The following is a 19068-nucleotide window of genomic DNA, read 5'->3' as shown; positions in this document are numbered from 1 at the left end:
AGCGCCGTCACCGTCGCCGACGTCGACTGGGAGCAGTACCACCCGGTCTTCACCGCCGCCCGCGCCAGCCGACTCTTCGACGCCCTCGACTCCGTCGCCGCCCTGGCCGCCCCCGCGGCCGGCACCACCGCCGCCACCTCCGAACTCGCCGTCCGCCTCGGCGCCCTCACCGGCGACGAGCAGGAGCGCCTCCTGACCGACCTGGTGCGCTCCGAGGCCGCCGTCGTCCTCGGCCACACCTCCGCCGACGGCGTCCCCGCCAAACGCGCCTTCAGGGACGCCGGGTTCGACTCGCTGACCGCCGTCGACCTGCGCAAGCGGCTGGTCGCCCTGACCGGCCTCGCGCTGCCCACCACCCTGGTCTTCGACTACCCCAACCCGGTCGCCCTCGCCCGCCATCTCCGCGGCGAACTCCTCGGCACCGCCGAGCAGCCGGCCCTCGCCCCCGCGGCGCCCGCCGCCACCGACGAACCCATCGCCATCATCGGCATGAGCTGCCGCTTCCCCGGCGGCGCCCGCTCCGCCGACGCGTTCTGGCGCCTCGTCGCCGACAGCACCGACACCATCTCCGACTTCCCCGTCAACCGCGGCTGGGACGCCGACGCCCTCTACGACCCGGACCCCGACCGCCCCGGCACCACCTACTCCACCCAGGGCGGATTCCTGCACGACGCGGGCGAGTTCGACGCCGGGTTCTTCGGGATCTCGCCGCGCGAGGCCGTCTCCATGGACCCGCAGCAGCGCCTCCTCCTGGAGACCACCTGGGAAGCCTTCGAACACGCCGGGATCGACCCGGCGTCGGTGCACTCCACGCCCACCGGCACCTTCATCGGCTCCACCTACCAGGACTACGGCGTCAGCATGGACGACGGGTCGGCGGGCCACGCCGTCACCGGATCGAGCCCCAGCGTCCTCTCCGGACGCCTCGCCTACTCCTTCGGCCTCGAAGGCCCCGCCGTCACCGTCGACACCGCCTGCTCCTCCTCCCTGGTCGCGCTGCACCTGGCCTGCCAGTCGCTGCGCAACGGCGAGTCCACCCTCGCCCTGGCCGGCGGCGCCACCGTCATGACCAACCCGATGCCGTTCATCGCCTTCAGCCGCCAGCGGGCCCTCGCCCGCGACGGCCGCTGCAAGGCCTTCTCCGACGGCGCCGACGGCATGACCCTCGCCGAGGGCATCGGCATCCTCGTCCTGGAGAAGCTCTCCGACGCCCGCCGCAACGGCCACGAGGTCCTCGCCGTGGTCCGCGGCTCCGCCATCAACCAGGACGGCGCCTCCAACGGCCTCACCGCGCCCAACGGCCCCTCCCAGGTCCGCGTCATCCGGCAGGCCCTCGGCGCCGCCGGACTGACCACCGCCGACGTCGACGTCGTCGAGGCGCACGGCACCGGCACCGCCCTCGGCGACCCCATCGAGGCGCAGGCCCTCCTCGCCACCTACGGCCAGGGCCGCGACCCCGAACACCCGCTGCTGCTCGGCTCGGTGAAGTCCAACATCGGGCACACCCAGTCCGCCGCCGGTGTCGCGGGCATCATCAAGATGGTCATGGCGATGCGCCACGGGCAGCTCCCGCGCACCCTGCACGCCGACCAGCCGTCCCGGCACATCGACTGGTCGAGCGGCACCGTCCGCCTGATCACCGAGCCCACCGCCTGGCACCACGAGGACCGGCCGCTGCGCTGCGCGGTCTCCTCCTTCGGCATCAGCGGCACCAACGCGCACGCCGTCCTGGAGCAGGCGCCCGCCGTCGCGGAACCCGCGCCGGCCGCCGAGCCGCGCCTGCCCGCCGGCGGCACCCTGCCGTGGATCCTGTCCGCCGCCGCCCCGGCCGCCCTGCGCGACCAGGCCGCCCACCTCGCCACCCACCTCACCGCCGCCGCCCCGCACCCCGCCGACGTCGGCCACACCCTGATCACCGCACGCTCCGTCCTGGAGCACCGGGCCGTCGCCCTCGGCGCCGGCCCGGCCGAACTCACCGACGCGCTCACCGCGTTCGCCGGCTCCGCGGCCACCGCGCAGGTCGTGCACGGCACCGCCGACACCGACGGCCGCACCGTCTTCGTCTTCCCCGGCCAGGGCTCCCAGTGGGCCGGCATGGGCGCCGAACTCCTCGACACCCAGCCGGTGTTCGCCGAACGGTTCCACGAGTGCGCCGCCGCCCTCGCCGCCCACACCGACTGGTCCCTCGTCGACGTCGTCCGCCAGACCGAGGGCGCCCCCACCCTGGACCGCGTCGACGTCGTCCAGCCCGCCACCTGGGCCGTGATGGTCTCCCTCGCCGAACTGTGGCGGGCCCACGGCGTCACCCCCGACGCCGTCATCGGCCACTCCCAGGGCGAGATCGCCGCCGCCGTCGTCTCCGGCGCGCTCTCCCTCGCCGACGGCGCCCGCGTCGTCGCGCTGCGCTCCCAGGCCATCGGCCGCGTCCTCGCCGGCGCGGGCGGCATGATGTCCGTGCAGCTCTCCGCCGCCGAGGCCGAGGAGCACCTCGCCCCGCACGACGGCGCGGTCTGCGTCGCCGCCGTCAACGGGCCCCGCTCCGTCGTCCTGGCCGGCACCCCCGACGCCCTGGACGCCCTCCAGGCCGAGTTCACCGCCCGCGACGTGCGCGCCCGCCGCGTCGCCGTCGACTACGCCTCGCACTCCGCGCAGGTCGAGCGCCTTGAGGCCGAACTCCTCGACGTGCTCGCCCCGGTGGCCCCGCGCGCCGCCCGCGTCCCGTTCCACTCCACCGTCACCGGCGAACTCCTCGACACCACCGGCCTCGACGCCGCCTACTGGTACCGCAACCTGCGCCAGAGCGTCCGCTTCGACGACACCGTCCGCTCCCTCCTCGCCACCGAGCACACCGTCTTCGTCGAGATCAGCCCGCACCCGGTCCTCACCATGGCCGTCCAGGCCACCGCCGAGGACACCGGACGCCCGGTCGCCGCCGTCGGCACCCTCCGCCGCGACCAGGGCTCCACCCTCCGCTTCCTCACCTCGCTCGCCGAGCAGTGGGTGCGCGGCGGACGCGCCGACTGGAACGCCGTCTACGCCGGCACCGGCGCCCGCAAGACCCCCCTGCCCACCTACGCCTTCCAGCGCGAACACCTCTGGGCCGTCGCCGGCCGCCCGCAGGGGACCGGCGCGGGCGACCCCGCCGACGCCGAGTTCTGGGCCGAGGTCGAACAGCAGGACGTCGACTCCCTCGCCTCCAGGCTCCGCCTCGACCGCGACGCGCTCGCCCCGCTGCTGCCCGCCCTGTCCACCTGGCGCAAGCAGCGCCGCGACCGCTCCACCGTCGGCTCCTGGCGCTACCGCGCCACCTGGAAGCCGCTCGGCGCGCTGCCCGCAGCCGCCCTCGACGGGAGCTGGCTCCTCGTCACCGCCGACGGCACCGACCCCGCGCACACCGACGCCGTCACCGACGCGCTCACCGCGCACGGCGCGACGGCCCTGCCGTTCACGCTCACCGCCGCCGACACCGACCGGACCGCCCTCGCCGAGCGGCTGCGCGCCCTGCCGCCCCTCACCGGCATCGTGTCGCTGCTCGCCGACGCCGAGACCACCGGCACCGTCCACCCCGTCCTCACCGACGGCCTCGCCCTCAGCGTGCTCCTGGTCCAGGCCCTCGGCGACGCCGGCACCGACGCGCCCGTCTGGGCGCTGACCCGGGGCGCTGTCTCCACCGGCCGCGCCGACCGCCTCACCCGGCCCGCCCAGGCCATGGTCCACGGCCTCGGCTGGACCGCCGCCCTCGAACACCCCGACCGCTGGGGCGGCACCGTCGACCTGCCCGAGACCCTCGACGCGCGCACCGGCGAACGCCTCGCCGCCGTCCTGTCGGGCACCACAGGCGAGGACCAGCTCGCCGTCCGACCCGGCGGCGTCCTCGCCCGCCGCATCACCCCCGCCCCCGCGCCCACCGGCGGCGACTGGACCCCGCGCGGCACCGTCCTGGTCACCGGCGGCACCGGCACCCTCGGCCCGCACCTGGCCCGCTGGCTCGCCGACCAGGGCGCCACCGACCTCGTCCTCACCTCACGGCGCGGCCCGGACGCCCCCGGCGCCGCCGACCTCGTCGCCGAACTCGCCGCCCGCGACTGCCGGGTGACCGTCGCCGCCTGCGACGTCGCCGACCGGGACGCCGTCGCCGCGCTCCTCGACGGGATCGCCGCCGAGGGCCGCACCGTCCGCAGCGTCTTCCACACCGCCGCCGTCATCGAGCTGCAGTCCCTCGACGAGACCAGCCTCGACGCGTTCGCGAAGGTCGTGCACGCCAAGACCGCGGGCGCCCTGCACCTCGACGAACTCCTCGACGACGACCAGCTCGACGCGTTCGTCCTGTACTCCTCCACCGCCGGCATGTGGGGCAGCGGACGCCACGCCGCGTACGTCGCCGCCAACGCCCACCTCAACGCGCTCGCCGAGCACCGCCGCGCCCGCGGCGCCCATGGCACCGCCGTCTCCTGGGGCATCTGGGCCGACGACATGAAACTCGGCCGCGTCGACCCCGGCCAGATCCGCCGCAGCGGCCTGGAGTTCATGGACCCGAAGCTGGCCCTCGCCGCACTCCGGCAGGTCCTCGACGGCGACGAGGGCGCGCTCGCCGTCGCCGACGTCGACTGGGACCGCTACCACCCGGTCTTCACCTCCTCGCGGCCCACCGACCTCTTCGAGGAGGTCCCCGAGGTCCGCGCCCTCACCGAGGAGAGCGCCGCCCGCGCCGCCGAGGGCGGCGAGTTCACCGCCCGGCTGCGCGCCCTGCCCGCAGGCGAACAGGACCGGCTCCTCCTCGACCTGGTGCGCTCCGAGGCCGCCACCGTCCTCGGCCACGCCTCCCCCGAGGTCCTCTCCGAGCGCCGCGCCTTCCGCGACGTCGGCTTCGACTCCCTCACCGCCGTCGACCTGCGCAACCGGCTGGCCGCCGTCACCGGTCTCACCCTGCCGAGCACCATGGTGTTCGACTACCCGGACCCGCTCACCCTCGTCGGGTTCCTGCGCGGCCTGATCGGCGGGCCCGCCGCCGACACCGGCGGCCCGGTCCGCACCACGGCAGCCGTCGACGACGACCCGATCGCCGTCGTCGCGATGAGCTGCCGCTACCCCGGCGGCGTCACCTCGCCCGAGGCGCTCTGGGACCTCGTCTCGGCCGGCGCCGACGCCATCACCGGCTTCCCCGCCGACCGCGGCTGGGACGCCGACGCCCTCTACGACCCGGACCCCGACCGCCCCGGCACCACCTACTCCACGCAGGGCGGGTTCCTGCACGACGTCGCCGACTTCGACGCCGGGTTCTTCGGGATCTCGCCCCGCGAGGCCCTCGCCATGGACCCGCAGCAGCGCCTCCTCCTGGAGACCGGCTGGGAGGTCATGGAACGCGCCGGGATCGACCCGCAGACCCTGCGCTCCAGCCTCACCGGCACCTTCATCGGCGCCAGCTACCAGGACTACTCGGCGGGCGGCGCCAGCTCCGAGGGCGCCGAGGGCCACCTCATCACCGGCACCATCTCCAGCGTCATGTCCGGCCGCCTCGCCTACACCTTCGGCTTCGAGGGCCCCGCCGTCACCCTGGACACCGCCTGCTCGTCCTCCCTGGTCGCGCTGCACCTGGCCTGCCAGTCGCTGCGCAACGGCGAGTCCACCCTCGCCCTGGCCGGCGGCGTCAGCGTGATGGCCACCCCGCAGGCCTTCACCGGCTTCAGCAGGCAGCGCGCCATGGCCCCCGACGGCCGCTGCAAGGCGTACGCGGAGGGCGCCGACGGCATGAGCCTCGCCGAGGGCGTCGGCCTCGTCCTCGTCGAACGCCTCTCCGACGCGCGCCGCAACGGCCACCCCGTCCTCGCCGTGATCCGCGGCTCCGCCGTCAACCAGGACGGCGCCTCCAACGGCCTCACCGCGCCCAACGGCCCCTCCCAGGCCCGCGTCATCCGGCAGGCACTCGCCAACGCCGGGCTCACCGCCGCCGACGTCGACGTCGTCGAGGGCCACGGCACCGGCACCGCCCTCGGCGACCCCATCGAGGCGCAGGCCCTGCTCGCCACCTACGGCCAGGACCGGCCCGCCGAACGCCCGCTGCTGCTCGGCTCCGTGAAGTCGAACATCGGCCACACCCAGATGGCCTCCGGCATCGCGGGCGTCATGAAGATGGTCATGGCGATGCGGCACGGCACCGTCCCGCGCACCCTGCACATCGACACGCCCTCCAGCCACGTCGACTGGACCGCGGGCGCCATCACCCTCGCCACCGACACCGTGCCGTGGCCCGAGACCGGCCGCCCGCACCGGGCCGGCATCTCCTCCTTCGGCCTCTCCGGCACCAACGTCCACACCATCGTCGAACAGGCCGAGCCGGAGCCCGAGCCCGCCACCGTCGCCGCCGCCGACCCCGACACCCTGCCCGACGGCGTCCCCGTGGTGCTGTCGGCCCGCACCGCCACCGCCCTCCGCGACCAGGCGGGCCGCCTCCTCACCCACCTCACCGACCACCCCGCGCTGCCCCTGACCGACCTGGCCGCCTCCCTGGCCGGCTCTCGCGCCGCCCTCGAACACCGGGCCGCCGTCCTGCCCGAGGACCGCGCGGGACTGCTGCGCGCCCTGACCGCGCTGCGCGACGACCGCCCCGACACCACCCTCCTCACCGGCGCCCCCGCCCGCGGCAGGCTCGCCTTCCTCTTCACCGGGCAGGGCAGCCAGCGCGCCGCCATGGGGCGCGAACTCTACGCACGCCACCCGGAGTTCGCCGACGCCCTGGACGCCGTCCTCACCCACTTCGACCAGGAACTCGACCGCCCGCTGCGCGACGTCCTGTTCGCCGAGGACGGCACCCCCGAGGCCGGCCTGCTGCACGACACCGCCTACACCCAGCCCGCCCTGTTCGCCCTCGAAGTCGCCCTGTACCGGCTCGTCGAGTCCTGGGGCGTGCGCCCGGACAGCGTCGCGGGCCACTCCATCGGCGAGATCGCCGCCGCCCACGTGGCCGGCGTGTTCTCCCTCGCCGACGCCTGCACCCTGGTCGCCGCCCGCGGCCGGCTCATGGCCGCCCTCCCGGCGGGCGGCGCCATGATCGCCGTCGAGGCCACCGAGGACGAGGTGCTGCCGCTCCTCGAAGGACTGGAGGACCAGGTCTCCCTGGCCGCCGTCAACGGGCCCCGCGCCGTCGTCGTCGCGGGCGACGCCGAACCGGTCGCCCTGGTCGCCGCGCTCCTCGCCGAGGACGGCCGCCGCACCCGCGCGCTGCGGGTCAGCCACGCCTTCCACTCGCCGCGCATGGACGCCATGCTCGACGACTTCGCCCGCGTCGCCCGCGAACTCACCTACCAGGCGCCCCTGCTGGCCGTCGTCTCCACCGTCACGGGCGACCTCGCCACCGCCGCCGACCTCACCTCGCCCGCCTACTGGGTCGACCAGGTCCGCGCCACCGTCCGATTCGCCGACGCGGTCCGCACCCTGCACCGCCAGGGCGTCACCTCCTACCTCGAACTCGGCCCCGACGGCACCCTGTCGGCCGCGGCCCGCACGGTCCTCGACGACCTCGCCAACCCCGATGACCCCGACAACACCGGGGGAGCGGCCACCGTCACCGCCGTCCCCGCGCTGCGCCGCGACCGCGCCGAGGTGCCCTCGCTCGCCGCCGCCGTCGCCCGCCTGCACGTCCACGGCACCCCCGTCGACTGGTCGGCCACCCTGCGCGGCACCGGCACCCGCCGCGTCGACCTGCCCACCTACGCCTTCCAGCGCAGCCGCTACTGGCCCGACACCACCGCCACCCCGCCCACCGCGACGGGCCCCGCCGAGACCGGCACCGACGCCGCGTTCTGGGCCGCCGTCGAACGCGCCGACCTGCCCGCCCTCGGCGCCGACCTCGGCCTCGACGACACCACCGTCGCCGCCCTCGTCCCGGCCCTCTCCTCCTGGCGGCGCCGCCGCACCGAGCGCGCCACCGCCGACAGCCGCCGCCACCGCGTCCTGTGGAAGCCGCTCGACGGCGCCCCCACCGCCCGCCCCGACGGCACCTGGCTGGTGCTGCGCCCCACCACCCCCGCCCCCGGCGCCACCGCGCTCCTCGACACCCTCGGCCTCACCACCACCGACGTCACCGCCGACACCACCGACCGGGCCGCGCTCGCCGCCGCCCTGCGCGAACTCCCGCGCCCCGACGGCGGGTTCACCAGCGTCCTCGCCCTGCTCGCCCTCACCGGCACCGACCACGACGACGACCCGGCCGGCACCGCGGCCCTCGCCCCCACCGCCACCGCCCTGACCGCGCTCGACGACGCCGGGATCAGCGCCCCGGTCTGGATCGTCACCCGGCAGGCCGTCAGCACCGGCCGCGCCGACCGCCTCACCCACCCGGGACAGGCCGCCCTCTGGGGCCTCGGCCGCGCCGCCGCCCTCGAACAGCCCGGACGCCGCATCGCCCTGGCCGACCTGCCCGAGCAGATCGACGACCGGACCGTGCGCCGCCTCGCCCACCTCCTTGCCGCCCCCGGCGACGAGACCCAGCTCGCCGTCCGCGCCTCCGCCACCTACGCCCGCCGCCTCGCCCACCACCCGGCCCCCCAGCAGCCCGCCCGCCCGTTCGCCCCCGAGGGCACCGCCTTGATCACCGGCGGCACCGGCGCCCTCGGCGCGCACGTCGCCCGCCGCCTCGCCGGCCGCGGCACCCCGCACCTGCTGCTCGTGAGCCGCCGCGGACCCGACGCGCCCGGCGCCGCCGAACTCGCCGCCGAACTGCGGGAGTCGGGCGCCGAGGTCACCGTCGCCGCCTGCGACACCGCCGACCGGGACGCCCTCGCCGCCCTGCTGGCCACCGTCCCCGACACGCACCCGCTGACCGCCGTCGTGCACGCGGCCGGCGTCCTCGACGACGGGCTCCTCGACGCCCTCACCCCCGAGCGGTTCGCCACCGTCCTGGACGCCAAGGCCCGCTCCGCCGCCCACCTCCACGACCTCACCCGCGACCTCGGCCTCACCGACTTCGTGCTGTTCTCCTCCACCGCGGGCGCCCTCGGCGCCGCGGGCCAGGCCAACTACGCCGCGGCCAACGCCTACCTCGACGCCCTCGCCGAGCACCGCCGCGACCACGGCCTGCCCGCCACCTCCGTCGCCTGGGGCCCCTGGTCGGGCACCGGCATGGCGGGCGACCACACCGGCGTCGAGGACCGGGTCAGGCGCGGCGGCTACACCCCGATGAGCCCCGACGACGCGCTCGCCGCCCTCGACACCGCCGTCGGACACGGCGACACCGCCCTCGTCGTCGCCGACATCGACTGGCAGCGCTACGCCACCGTCTTCGCCCCCCACCGCGCCCTCGTCGCCGACCTCCCCGAACTGCGCGCCACCGCGGCCGCCGCGACCACCCCGGGCGACACCGAGCCGGTGCTGCGCCGCCAGGTCGCCGCGCTCACCGGGCCGGCCCGCGAGCGGTACGTGCTCGACTTCCTGCGCGCCCAGGTCGCCGCCGTGCTCGGCCACCCCGACCCCGACGCCGTCGAACCCGACCGCGCCTTCACCGACCTCGGCTTCGACTCCCTGACCACCGTCGAACTCCGCAACACCCTGAGCGCCACCACCGGCCTCAGGCTGCCCGCCACCCTCGTCTACGACTTCCCGACCGCCCGCGACCTCGCCGCCCACCTCCTCACCGAGATCCTCGGCACCCTGCCCGAACCCGCCGCGGGCGCCACCGACGGCACCGGCCGCGCCACCGACGACGACCCGGTCGTCGTGGTCGGCATGGGCTGCCGCTTCCCCGGCGGCGTCGAATCCCCCGACGACCTGTGGCGCCTGCTCGACGAGGGCCGCGACGCCGTCTCCGGGTTCCCCACCGACCGCGGCTGGGACCTGGACGCCCTCGCCCGCGGCGGCTCCGCCACCCTGGAGGGCGGCTTCCTCGACGGCGCAGGACGCTTCGACGCCGCGTTCTTCGGGATCTCCCCGCGCGAGGCCCTCGCCATGGACCCGCAGCAGCGCCTCCTCCTGGAGACCACCTGGGAGGCCCTGGAGCGCTCCGGCATCGACCCGCAGCGGCTGCGCGGCTCCGCGACCGGTGTCTTCGTCGGCACCAACGGCCAGGACTACGCGACCATGCTCCGCCGCGGCACCACCGACGTCCGGGGCCACGCCGCCACCGGCACCACCGCGAGCGTCATGTCCGGCCGCCTCTCCTACACCCTGGGCCTCGAAGGCCCCGCCGTCACCGTCGACACCGCCTGCTCCTCCGCCCTGGTCGCCCTGCACATGGGCGCGGGCGCGCTCCGCTCGGGCGAGTGCTCCCTCGTCCTCGCGGGCGGCGTCTCCGTCATGGCGAGCCCCGACGCGTTCGTCGAGTTCACCGCACAGGGCGGACTCGCGGGCGACGGCCGCTGCAAGGCGTTCGCGGACAGCGCCGACGGCACCGCCTGGTCCGAGGGCGCCGGCGTCCTCGTCCTGGAGCGCCTCTCCGACGCCCGCCGCAACGGTCACCCGGTCCTCGCGGTCCTCAGCGGCTCCGCCGTCAACCAGGACGGCGCCTCCAACGGCCTCACCGCACCCAACGGCCGCGCCCAGCAGCGCGTCATCCGCCAGGCGCTCGCCGACGCCCGCCTCACCCCCGCCGACGTCGACGCCGTCGAGGCGCACGGCACCGGCACCACCCTCGGCGACCCCATCGAGGCGCACGCCCTGATCGCCGCCTACGGCCAAGGCCGCCCCGAGGACCGGCCGCTGCTGCTCGGCACCGTCAAGTCCAACCTGGGCCACACCCAGGCCGCCGCGGGTGCCGCCGGTGTCATCAAGACCGTCCTCGCCCTGGGCCGCGACCACCTCCCGCGCACCCTGCACGTGGACGCCCCCACCTCGCACGTCGACTGGTCCGCGGGCACCGTGGAACTGCTGCGGGAACAGCGGGCCTGGCCGGAGACCGGCCGCCCGCGCCGGGCCGGTGTCTCCGCGTTCGGCGTGAGCGGCACCAACGCCCACGTCATCCTCGAACAGCCCGCCCCCGCGACGGAGCCGGCGGCGCCCGAGGCGACCGGGCCCGCCCCCGCGGTCCTGCCGTGGCTGCTCTCCGCCCGCTCCGAGCAGGCGCTCACCGCCCAGGCCGGCCGCCTGGACGCCTTCACCGCGGCCCGCCCGCAGGTCCCGGCCCTGGACACCGCCTACAGCCTGGCCACCGGCCGCAGCGCCTTCGCCCACCGCGCGGCCTTGCTGGTGACGCCCGAGGGCGAGCCCGTGGAGACCGTCCGCGACCGTGCCACCGACCGCCGCCTGGCCGTCCTCTTCTCAGGCCAGGGCGCGCAGCGGGCCGGGATGGGCCGCGAACTGTACGGCCGTTTCCCGGTGTTCGCGGAGGCCCTGGACGCCGTCCTGGCCCGTCTGGACGTCCCGGAGCTGCGGGAGGTGCTGTTCGCCGACGACGACGAGCGGCTCCACTCCACCGGGTACACCCAGCCCGCGCTGTTCGCCGTCGAGGTCGCCCTCTACCGGCTGGTCGAATCGTGGGGTGTGGCACCGGAGTTCGTCGCGGGCCACTCGATCGGTGAGATCGCCGCCGCGCATGTCGCCGGGGTGTTCTCCCTCGACGACGCGTGCGCGCTCGTCGCGGCCCGTGCCCGGCTGATGCAGGAACTGCCGTCCGGTGGGGCCATGGTGGCCGTGCAGGCGACCGAGGCGGAGATCGCCGGACGCCTCACCGACGGGATCGCGCTGGCCGCGGTCAACGGGCCCGACTCGGTCGTCATCGCGGGGGAGGAGGCCGAAGTCCTCGCCCTGACGGCGGAGTTGGCCGCCGAGGGCCGCAAGACGCAGCGGCTCGCGGTCAGTCACGCGTTCCACTCGGCGTTGATGGAGCCGATGCTCGACGCGTTCCGCGAGGTCGCGGAGGGGCTGACGTACGCCGAGCCGCGCATCCCGGTGGTCTCCAACGTCACCGGCGCCCTCGCCGCCCCCGGCCAACTCACCACCCCCGCCTACTGGGTGGAGCACGTGCGCGGCACCGTCCGGTTCGCCGACGGCGTCCGTGCCCTCGCCGACGTCGGCGCCGACGCCTTCCTCGAAGTCGGCCCGCACGGCGTGCTGACCGGCATGGCCGCCCGGGTCCTCGACGACGGCGCCGTGAGCGTCCCCGTCCTGCGCAAGGACAGGGGCGAGGAGACCGCCCTGCTCACCGCGCTGGCCCGACTGCACACCGCGGGCGTCCCGGTCGACTGGGCCGCCTGGTTCACCGGCACCGGCGCCCGCCGCACCGAACTGCCCACCTACGCCTTCCAACGCGAGCTGTACTGGCCCGAACCCGCCTCCGCGACCGACACCGGCCAGGACCCGGTGGACGCCGCGTTCTGGGCCGCCGTCGAGCGCGAGGACCTGGAGTCCCTCGCCACCACCCTCGACCTCGACGACGCGCTCCTGTCCAGCGTGCTGCCCGCCCTGTCGACCTGGCGGCGCGGCCGGTCCGAGCGCACCCTGCTCGACGGCTGGCGCTACCGCGTGACCTGGCAGCCCGTCACCCTCACCGCCGCGACCACCGCGACCGGACCGTGGCTGGTCCTCACCCGGGGCGCGCTCGACGGCGACCCGTGGACCGAGGCACTCGCCTCCGCGCTCGGCACCGACGCGATCCGCCTCGCCCTGCCCGACGGCACCGACAGGGCCGTCGCCGCCCTGCGCGCCGCGACGGCCGACGGCACCGCCTACGCCGGTGTCCTCTCGCTGCGCGCCGCAGGACCCGACACCCTGCTGCGGCTCCTGGCGGACGCCGGGATCGACGCCCCGCTGTGGTGCGTCACCCGGGGCGCCGTCACCGTGGGCCGCGCCGACCGCGCCGCCGACCCCGAGCAGGCCGCCGTCTGGGGGCTCGGCCGGGTCATCGCCCTTGAGGAGCCCACGCGTTGGGGCGGACTTGTCGACGTCGACCAGGTCGCCGACGCCCGCACCGCCGAGCGGCTGCGCGCCGTCCTGAACCAGGCGGCGACCGACGCCCCCGCCGAGGACCAGGTCGCGCTGCGCGCCTCCGGGGTCCACGGCCGCAGGCTGACCCGGGCCGCCGCCCGGCAGCCGGGCGCGGACTGGCGGCCCACCGGGGCCGTCCTGGTCACCGGCGGCCCCGAGGGCTTCGGCGGGCAGGTCGCCCGCTGGCTGGCCGCGCGGGGCGCCACCGAGGTGCTGCTCGCCGGACCCGACGCCCCGGGCGACGCGCTGGACGCGCTCCGCGCCGACGTCGAGACCGCGGGCGCCGCCCTCACCGTCGTCCGGCACGACGACCCGGCCGACCCGGCCCCGCTCACCGACGCGCTGGCCGCGCTGCCCGCCGACCGCCCGCTCACCGCCGTCGTCCACACGGGCGACACCTCGGACGCGAACGACGCGGGTGGTGCCGATGCCTCCGACCCGTCCGACCTGCTCTCCCGCGCGGCTCAAGCACGTTCCGCCTACGCCGCGTTGACGGTCGCCGTCGGGGACGCGGTGCTGGACGCGTTCGTCGTCTTCGGGTCGATCTCCGCCGTCTGGGGCGTCAGCGGACAGGGCGCGGGAGCCGCCGCCTGTGCCTGCCTCGACGCGCTCGTCCAGGAGCACAGGGCCCGCGGCACCAACGCCGTCTCCGTCTCCTGGGGCGCCTGGCAGGGTGCGGGACCCGACGGGCTCGCCGCCCACCTGCGCGCCAACGGCCTGCCCGCCATGGCACCCGACCGCGCCCTGGCCGCGCTCGCCGCGGTGACCGGCGAGGCCGCCCAGGACCCGGCCGCCGACGCCTCCGTGACCGTCGCGGACGTCGCCTGGGACCGGTTCGCGCCCGCCTTCACCCTGACCCGCCCCGGCCCGCTGTTCACCGCGCTCCCCGAGGCCCGCGACGCCCTGCGCACCGCGGGCGGCGAAGGCGGCGACACCACCGCCGCGGCCCGACTGCGCGACCGGCTGCGCCCCTCGGACCCCGCCGACCGGGTCCGCGCGCTGCTCGACCTGGTCCTCGCCGACGTCGCCTCGGTCCTCGGCCACGCCGACGCCGGCGCGGTACCGGCCGAACTCGCCTTCAAGGACCTCGGGTTCGACTCGCTCACCGCCGTCGACCTGCGCAACCGCCTCGCCGCGAGCACCGGGCTCACCCTGCCCGCGACCCTGGTCTTCGACTACCCGACGCCCGCCGTCCTGGCCGCCCACCTGCTGGCCGAACTCCTCGGCGCGGACGCCGAGTCGGCCGCCGCGCCGGTCCGCGGCGGCGCCGCCGCGGACGACCCGATCGTCATCGTCGGCATGAGCTGCCGCTACCCGGGCGACGTCCGCTCGCCCGAGGACCTGTGGGAGCTGCTCGGCGCCGGCACCGACGCCATCGGCGGCTTCCCCACCGACCGCGGCTGGGACCTCGAACGGCTCCTGCACGGCGACCGCGACGGACGCGGCCGCAGCGTCACCCGCGAGGGCGGCTTCCTCTACGACGTCGCCGACTTCGACCCCGCCTTCTTCGGGATCTCACCCCGCGAGGCCCTGGTCATCGACCCGCAGCAGCGGATCGTCCTCCAGGCCGCCTGGGAGGCCCTCGAACGGGCCGGCATCGACCCGGCCGGGCTGCGCGGCGGCGACACCGGCGTCTTCGTCGGCGGCGGCAGCGGCGACTACCGCCCCGCCATCGGCCAGTCGGGCCACGTCGAGACCGCCCAGTCCGCGAGCCTCCTCTCCGGCCGGCTCTCCTACACCCTCGGCCTCGAAGGCCCCTCGGTCAGCGTCGACACCGCCTGCTCCTCCTCCCTGACCGCCCTGCACCTCGCCGCCCAGGCCATCCGCTCGGGCGAGTGCACCCTCGCCCTCGCGGGCGGCGTCACCGTGATGTCGACGCCGGTCGGCTTCGTCGAGTTCGGCGAGATGGGCGCGCTCTCCCCCGACGGCCGCTGCAAGCCCTTCTCCGACGACGCCGACGGCACCGCCTGGGCCGAGGGCGTGGGCATGCTCGTCGTGGAGCGCCTCTCCGACGCCCGCAGCCGCGGCCACGAGGTCCTCGCGGTGCTGCGCGGCTCCGCCATCAACCAGGACGGCGCCTCCAACGGCCTCACCGCCCCCAACGGCCCCTCCCAGCAGCGCGTCATCCGCAAGGCGCTCGCCAACGCCGGGCTCACCGCCCGCGAGATCGACGCCGTCGAGGCGCACGGCACCGGCACCACCCTCGGCGACCCCATCGAGGCGCAGGCCCTGCTCGCCACCTACGGCAAGGACCGCGAGCCGCGACAGCCGCTGCTGCTGGGCTCCGTGAAGTCCAACATCGGCCACACGCAGGCCGCTTCCGGTGTCGCCGGGATCATCAAGATGGTCCTCGCCATGCGGCACGGCACCCTGCCCCGCACCCTGCACGCCGACCGGCCCTCCCGGCACGTCGCCTGGGACCCGGACGCGGTGCGGCTGCTGACCGAGACCGCCGACTGGCCCGACACCGGCAGGCCCCGCAGGGCCGCCGTCTCCTCCTTCGGCGCCAGCGGCACCAACGCCCACGTCATCCTCGAACAGGCCCCCGCCACCACCGGGACGGCCCCCTCGACGCCTGACGCCCCCGACGGCGCCACCGGCGCCATCGATGACGGAGCACGGCCGCTGCCCGTGCCGCTCTCCGCCGCCACCGCCGACGCCCTCACCGAGCAGGCCGCCCGGCTCCGCGACCGGATCGCCGCCGCACCCGGGGACCGGCCGACCGTCGCCGACCTCGCGCTCTCCCTCGGCACCACCCGCTCCGCGTTCGAACACCGCGCGGTGCTCGCCGTCCAGGGCCGCGACGAACTCCTCGACGCGCTCACCGCGCTCGCCGAGGGCCGCGCCGCCGCCACCGTGCTGCACGGCAGGACCACCCCGGGCGGCCGCACCGCGTTCCTCTTCCCCGGACAGGGCTCCCAGCGGGCCGGCGCGGGCCGCGCCCTCTACGCCCGCTTCCCGGTCTTCGCCGCCGCCCTCGACGAGGTCCTCGCCCACTTCGACCGCACCCTCGAACGCCCGCTGCGCGACGTGATGTTCGCGCCCGAGGGCACCCCCGAGGCCGACCTCCTCGACGCCACCGGCTGGACCCAGCCCGCCCTGTTCGCGCTCGGTGTGGCCCTGCACCGGCTCGTCGAGTCCTGGGGCGTACGGCCCGACCTGCTCGCCGGACACTCCGTCGGCGAGATCGCCGCCGCGCACGTCGCCGGGGTGTTCACCCTGGAGGACGCCTGCCGGATCGTCGCCGCCCGCGCCCGCCTCATGCAGGCGCTCCCGGCGGGCGGCGCCATGCTCGCCGTCCGCGCCGCCGAGGACGAGGTCGTCCCGCGCCTCACCGACGGCGTCTCCCTCGCCGCCGTCAACGGCCCGGAGGCCGTCGTCGTCTCGGGCGACGAGGACGCGGTGACCGCGCTCGCCGACGAGTTCGCCGCACTCGGCAGGAAGACTAGGCGTTTGCGGGTGAGCCATGCGTTTCACTCACTGCACATGGACGCCATGCTCAAGGACTTCGAACGGGTCACCCGGAGCGTGTCGTACGCCTCGCCGAAGCTGCCCCTGGTGTCGAACCTCACCGGGGAACCGGCCACCGACGACCAGGTGTGCGACCCCGGGTACTGGGTCGAGCACGTCCGCCGAGCGGTTCGCTTCGGCGACGGCGTCCGCACCCTCGCCGCCCGCGGCGCCACCCGCTACCTCGAACTCGGCCCCGACGGCGTCCTGTGCGGCCTCGCGCAGGACACCCTCGACACCCTCGCCGACGAGAACCGGCCCGCCCCCGCGGTCGTCCCGGCGCTGCGCACCGGACGCGACGAGGAACGCTCCCTGATCACCGCGGTCGCCCGGCTGCACGCGGCCGGCCAGCCCGTCGACTGGCCCGCCCTCCTCGACGGCACCGGCGCGACCCGCGTCGACCTGCCCACCTACGCCTTCCGCAGGCAGCGCTTCTGGCCCGACGAGGCGCCCGCCGCGTCGGCCGCACCGGCCGTCCCCGACGCCGGCGACGCCGCCTTCTGGGCCGCCGTCCAGGACGAGAAGTTCGACTCCCTCGCCGGTGAACTCGGCGTCGACGGCGACGCGTTGCTGCGGGTGCTGCCCGCACTGCGCGACTGGCGCCGCAAGCACGGCGACCAGTCCACCGTGGACGGCTGGCGCCAGCGCATCGCCTGGCGGCCCCTGAACCGGGCCACCACCGGCACCCCCGCGGGCACCTGGCTCGCCGTGCTGCCCGCCGACCACGCCGACCACCCGTGGACCGCCACCGTGCTGCGCACCCTCGGCACCGGCGTCCAGACCCTCGAGGTCGCAGGACAGGGCCGCGCGGAACTCGCCGCCGCCCTCCGCGAACGCCTCGACACCGCGGGCCCGTTCACCGGCGTGGTGTCCCTGCTCGCCCTCGCGGGCCAGGACCCGGAACCCGGCGCGGAACGGCCCGCCGACGGGCTCACCGACGGAGTGCCGCTCGGCGCCGCCCTGACCGCCACCCTGATCCAGGCCCTCGGCGACGCCCGCACCGACGCACCCCTGTGGTGCCTCACCCGCGCCGCCGCCGCCGTCTCACCCGCCGACACCGTCACCGCCCCCCTCCAGGCCGCCGTCCACGGACTCGGCCGGGTCGCCGCACTGGAGTACCCGCAGCGCTGGGGCGGCACCATCGACCTGCCCCGCGCCCTCGACGAGCGGACCGCGGAGCGCCTCGCCGCCGTCCTCGCCGACCCCGAGGGCGAGGACCAGCTCGCGGTACGGCCCGGCGCGGTCTTCGGCCGCCGCCTCGCCGCCGTCCGCCCCGGCACCCCGCACGACTGGCAGCCCACCGGCACCGTCCTGATCACCGGCGGCACCGGCGCCCTCGGCGCCCGCACCGCCCGCAGGCTCGCCGGAGCGGGCGCCCGCCGCCTGCTGCTCCTCAGCCGCACCGGACCCGACGCCCCGGGCGCCGCCGAACTCGCCGCCGACCTCAGGGCGTTGGGCGCCGAGCCGGTCATCACCGCGTGCGACACCGCGGACCGCGACGCGCTCGCCGCCGTCCTCGCCTCGATGCCCGACCACGCGCCCCTCACCGCCGTGATCCACACCGCCGGCGTCCTCGACGACGGCGTCGTGGACGGCCTCACCCCCGACCGGTTCGCCACCGTGTTCCGCGCCAAGGTCGCCTCGGCGCTGCTCCTCGACGAACTGACCCGCGGCCACGACCTGGAGGTGTTCGCCCTCTTCTCGTCGGCGTCCGCCGCGGTCGGCAACCCCGGCCAGGCCACCTACGCCGCCGCCAACGCGGTCCTCGACGCCCTCGCCGAACGGCGCCGCGCCGAAGACCTCCCGGCGACCTCCGTCGCCTACGGCGCCTGGGGCGGTGAGGGCATGGCCGACGGCGTCCGCGCCGCCGCGCTCGCCCGCCGCACCGGCATCCGGCCGCTCGACCCTGACCTCGCGGTGCTCGCCCTGCGCCAGGTCGTCACCGCCGCCGACCCGGTCGCCGTCGTCGCCGACGTCGACCCCGACCGGTTCGTCCGCGCCTTCACCAGCGTCAGGCCCAGCAGCCTGCTGGCCGAGATGCCCGCCCACGCCGCCCTCACCGCGGCCACCGCCACCGCGAGCGACACCCAGGGCTCGGGCCCCGGACTGCGCGACCGGCTGGCCCGGCTCCCCGAGGGCCGCCGCGCCACGAGCGTCCTCACCCTGGTGCGGGAGCGCGCCGCCGACGTCCTCGGCCACTCGGGCACCGACCAGGTCGGCCCCGACAAGGCCTTCCGCGACCTCGGCTTCGACTCACTCGGCGCCGTCGAACTGCGCAACCAGCTCGGCGCCGCCACCGGACTCACCCTGTCCGCGACCCTCGTCTTCGACCACCCCACCCCCGCCGCCCTCGCCGGCCACATCCTCGGACAGCTCCTCCCCGACGACGCCCGCACCCCCGGTGCGGTCGGCGACGAGGAACGGGCCGTGCGCGCCGCCCTCGCGGGCGTCCCGATGGAGCGGCTGCGCGAGAGCGGACTCCTGGACCAGCTGCTGGAACTCGCCGGGCAGACCCCGGCGGGCGCCGGCACCGACCAGGACACCACCGCCGCCGACGGCGCGACCGACGCGTCGATCGACGCCATGGCGATCGACGACCTGGTGCAGGCGGCACTCAACGGCAACCCTGACCATGAGCGGGACTGA

General features: G+C 76.6%; 1 protein-coding gene (cut by a window edge). It reads left to right on the top strand.

What is annotated here, in order from left to right; all coding sequences use genetic code 11:
* Positions 1-19068: the 3' portion of a type I polyketide synthase gene (locus DDJ31_RS05225; RefSeq protein ID WP_171480772.1), read on the top strand. The gene continues 9492 nt to the left of window position 1, outside the view; only the last 19068 of its 28560 coding nucleotides appear in the window; the start codon falls outside the window, past its left edge; it ends in the stop codon at positions 19066-19068.

The sequence above is a fragment of the Streptomyces griseoviridis genome (assembly GCF_005222485.1).
Taxonomy (GTDB): domain Bacteria; phylum Actinomycetota; class Actinomycetes; order Streptomycetales; family Streptomycetaceae; genus Streptomyces; species Streptomyces hintoniae.
The sequence above is the reverse complement of the archived record's forward strand: the minus strand, read 5'-3'. Positions and strand labels throughout refer to the sequence as shown.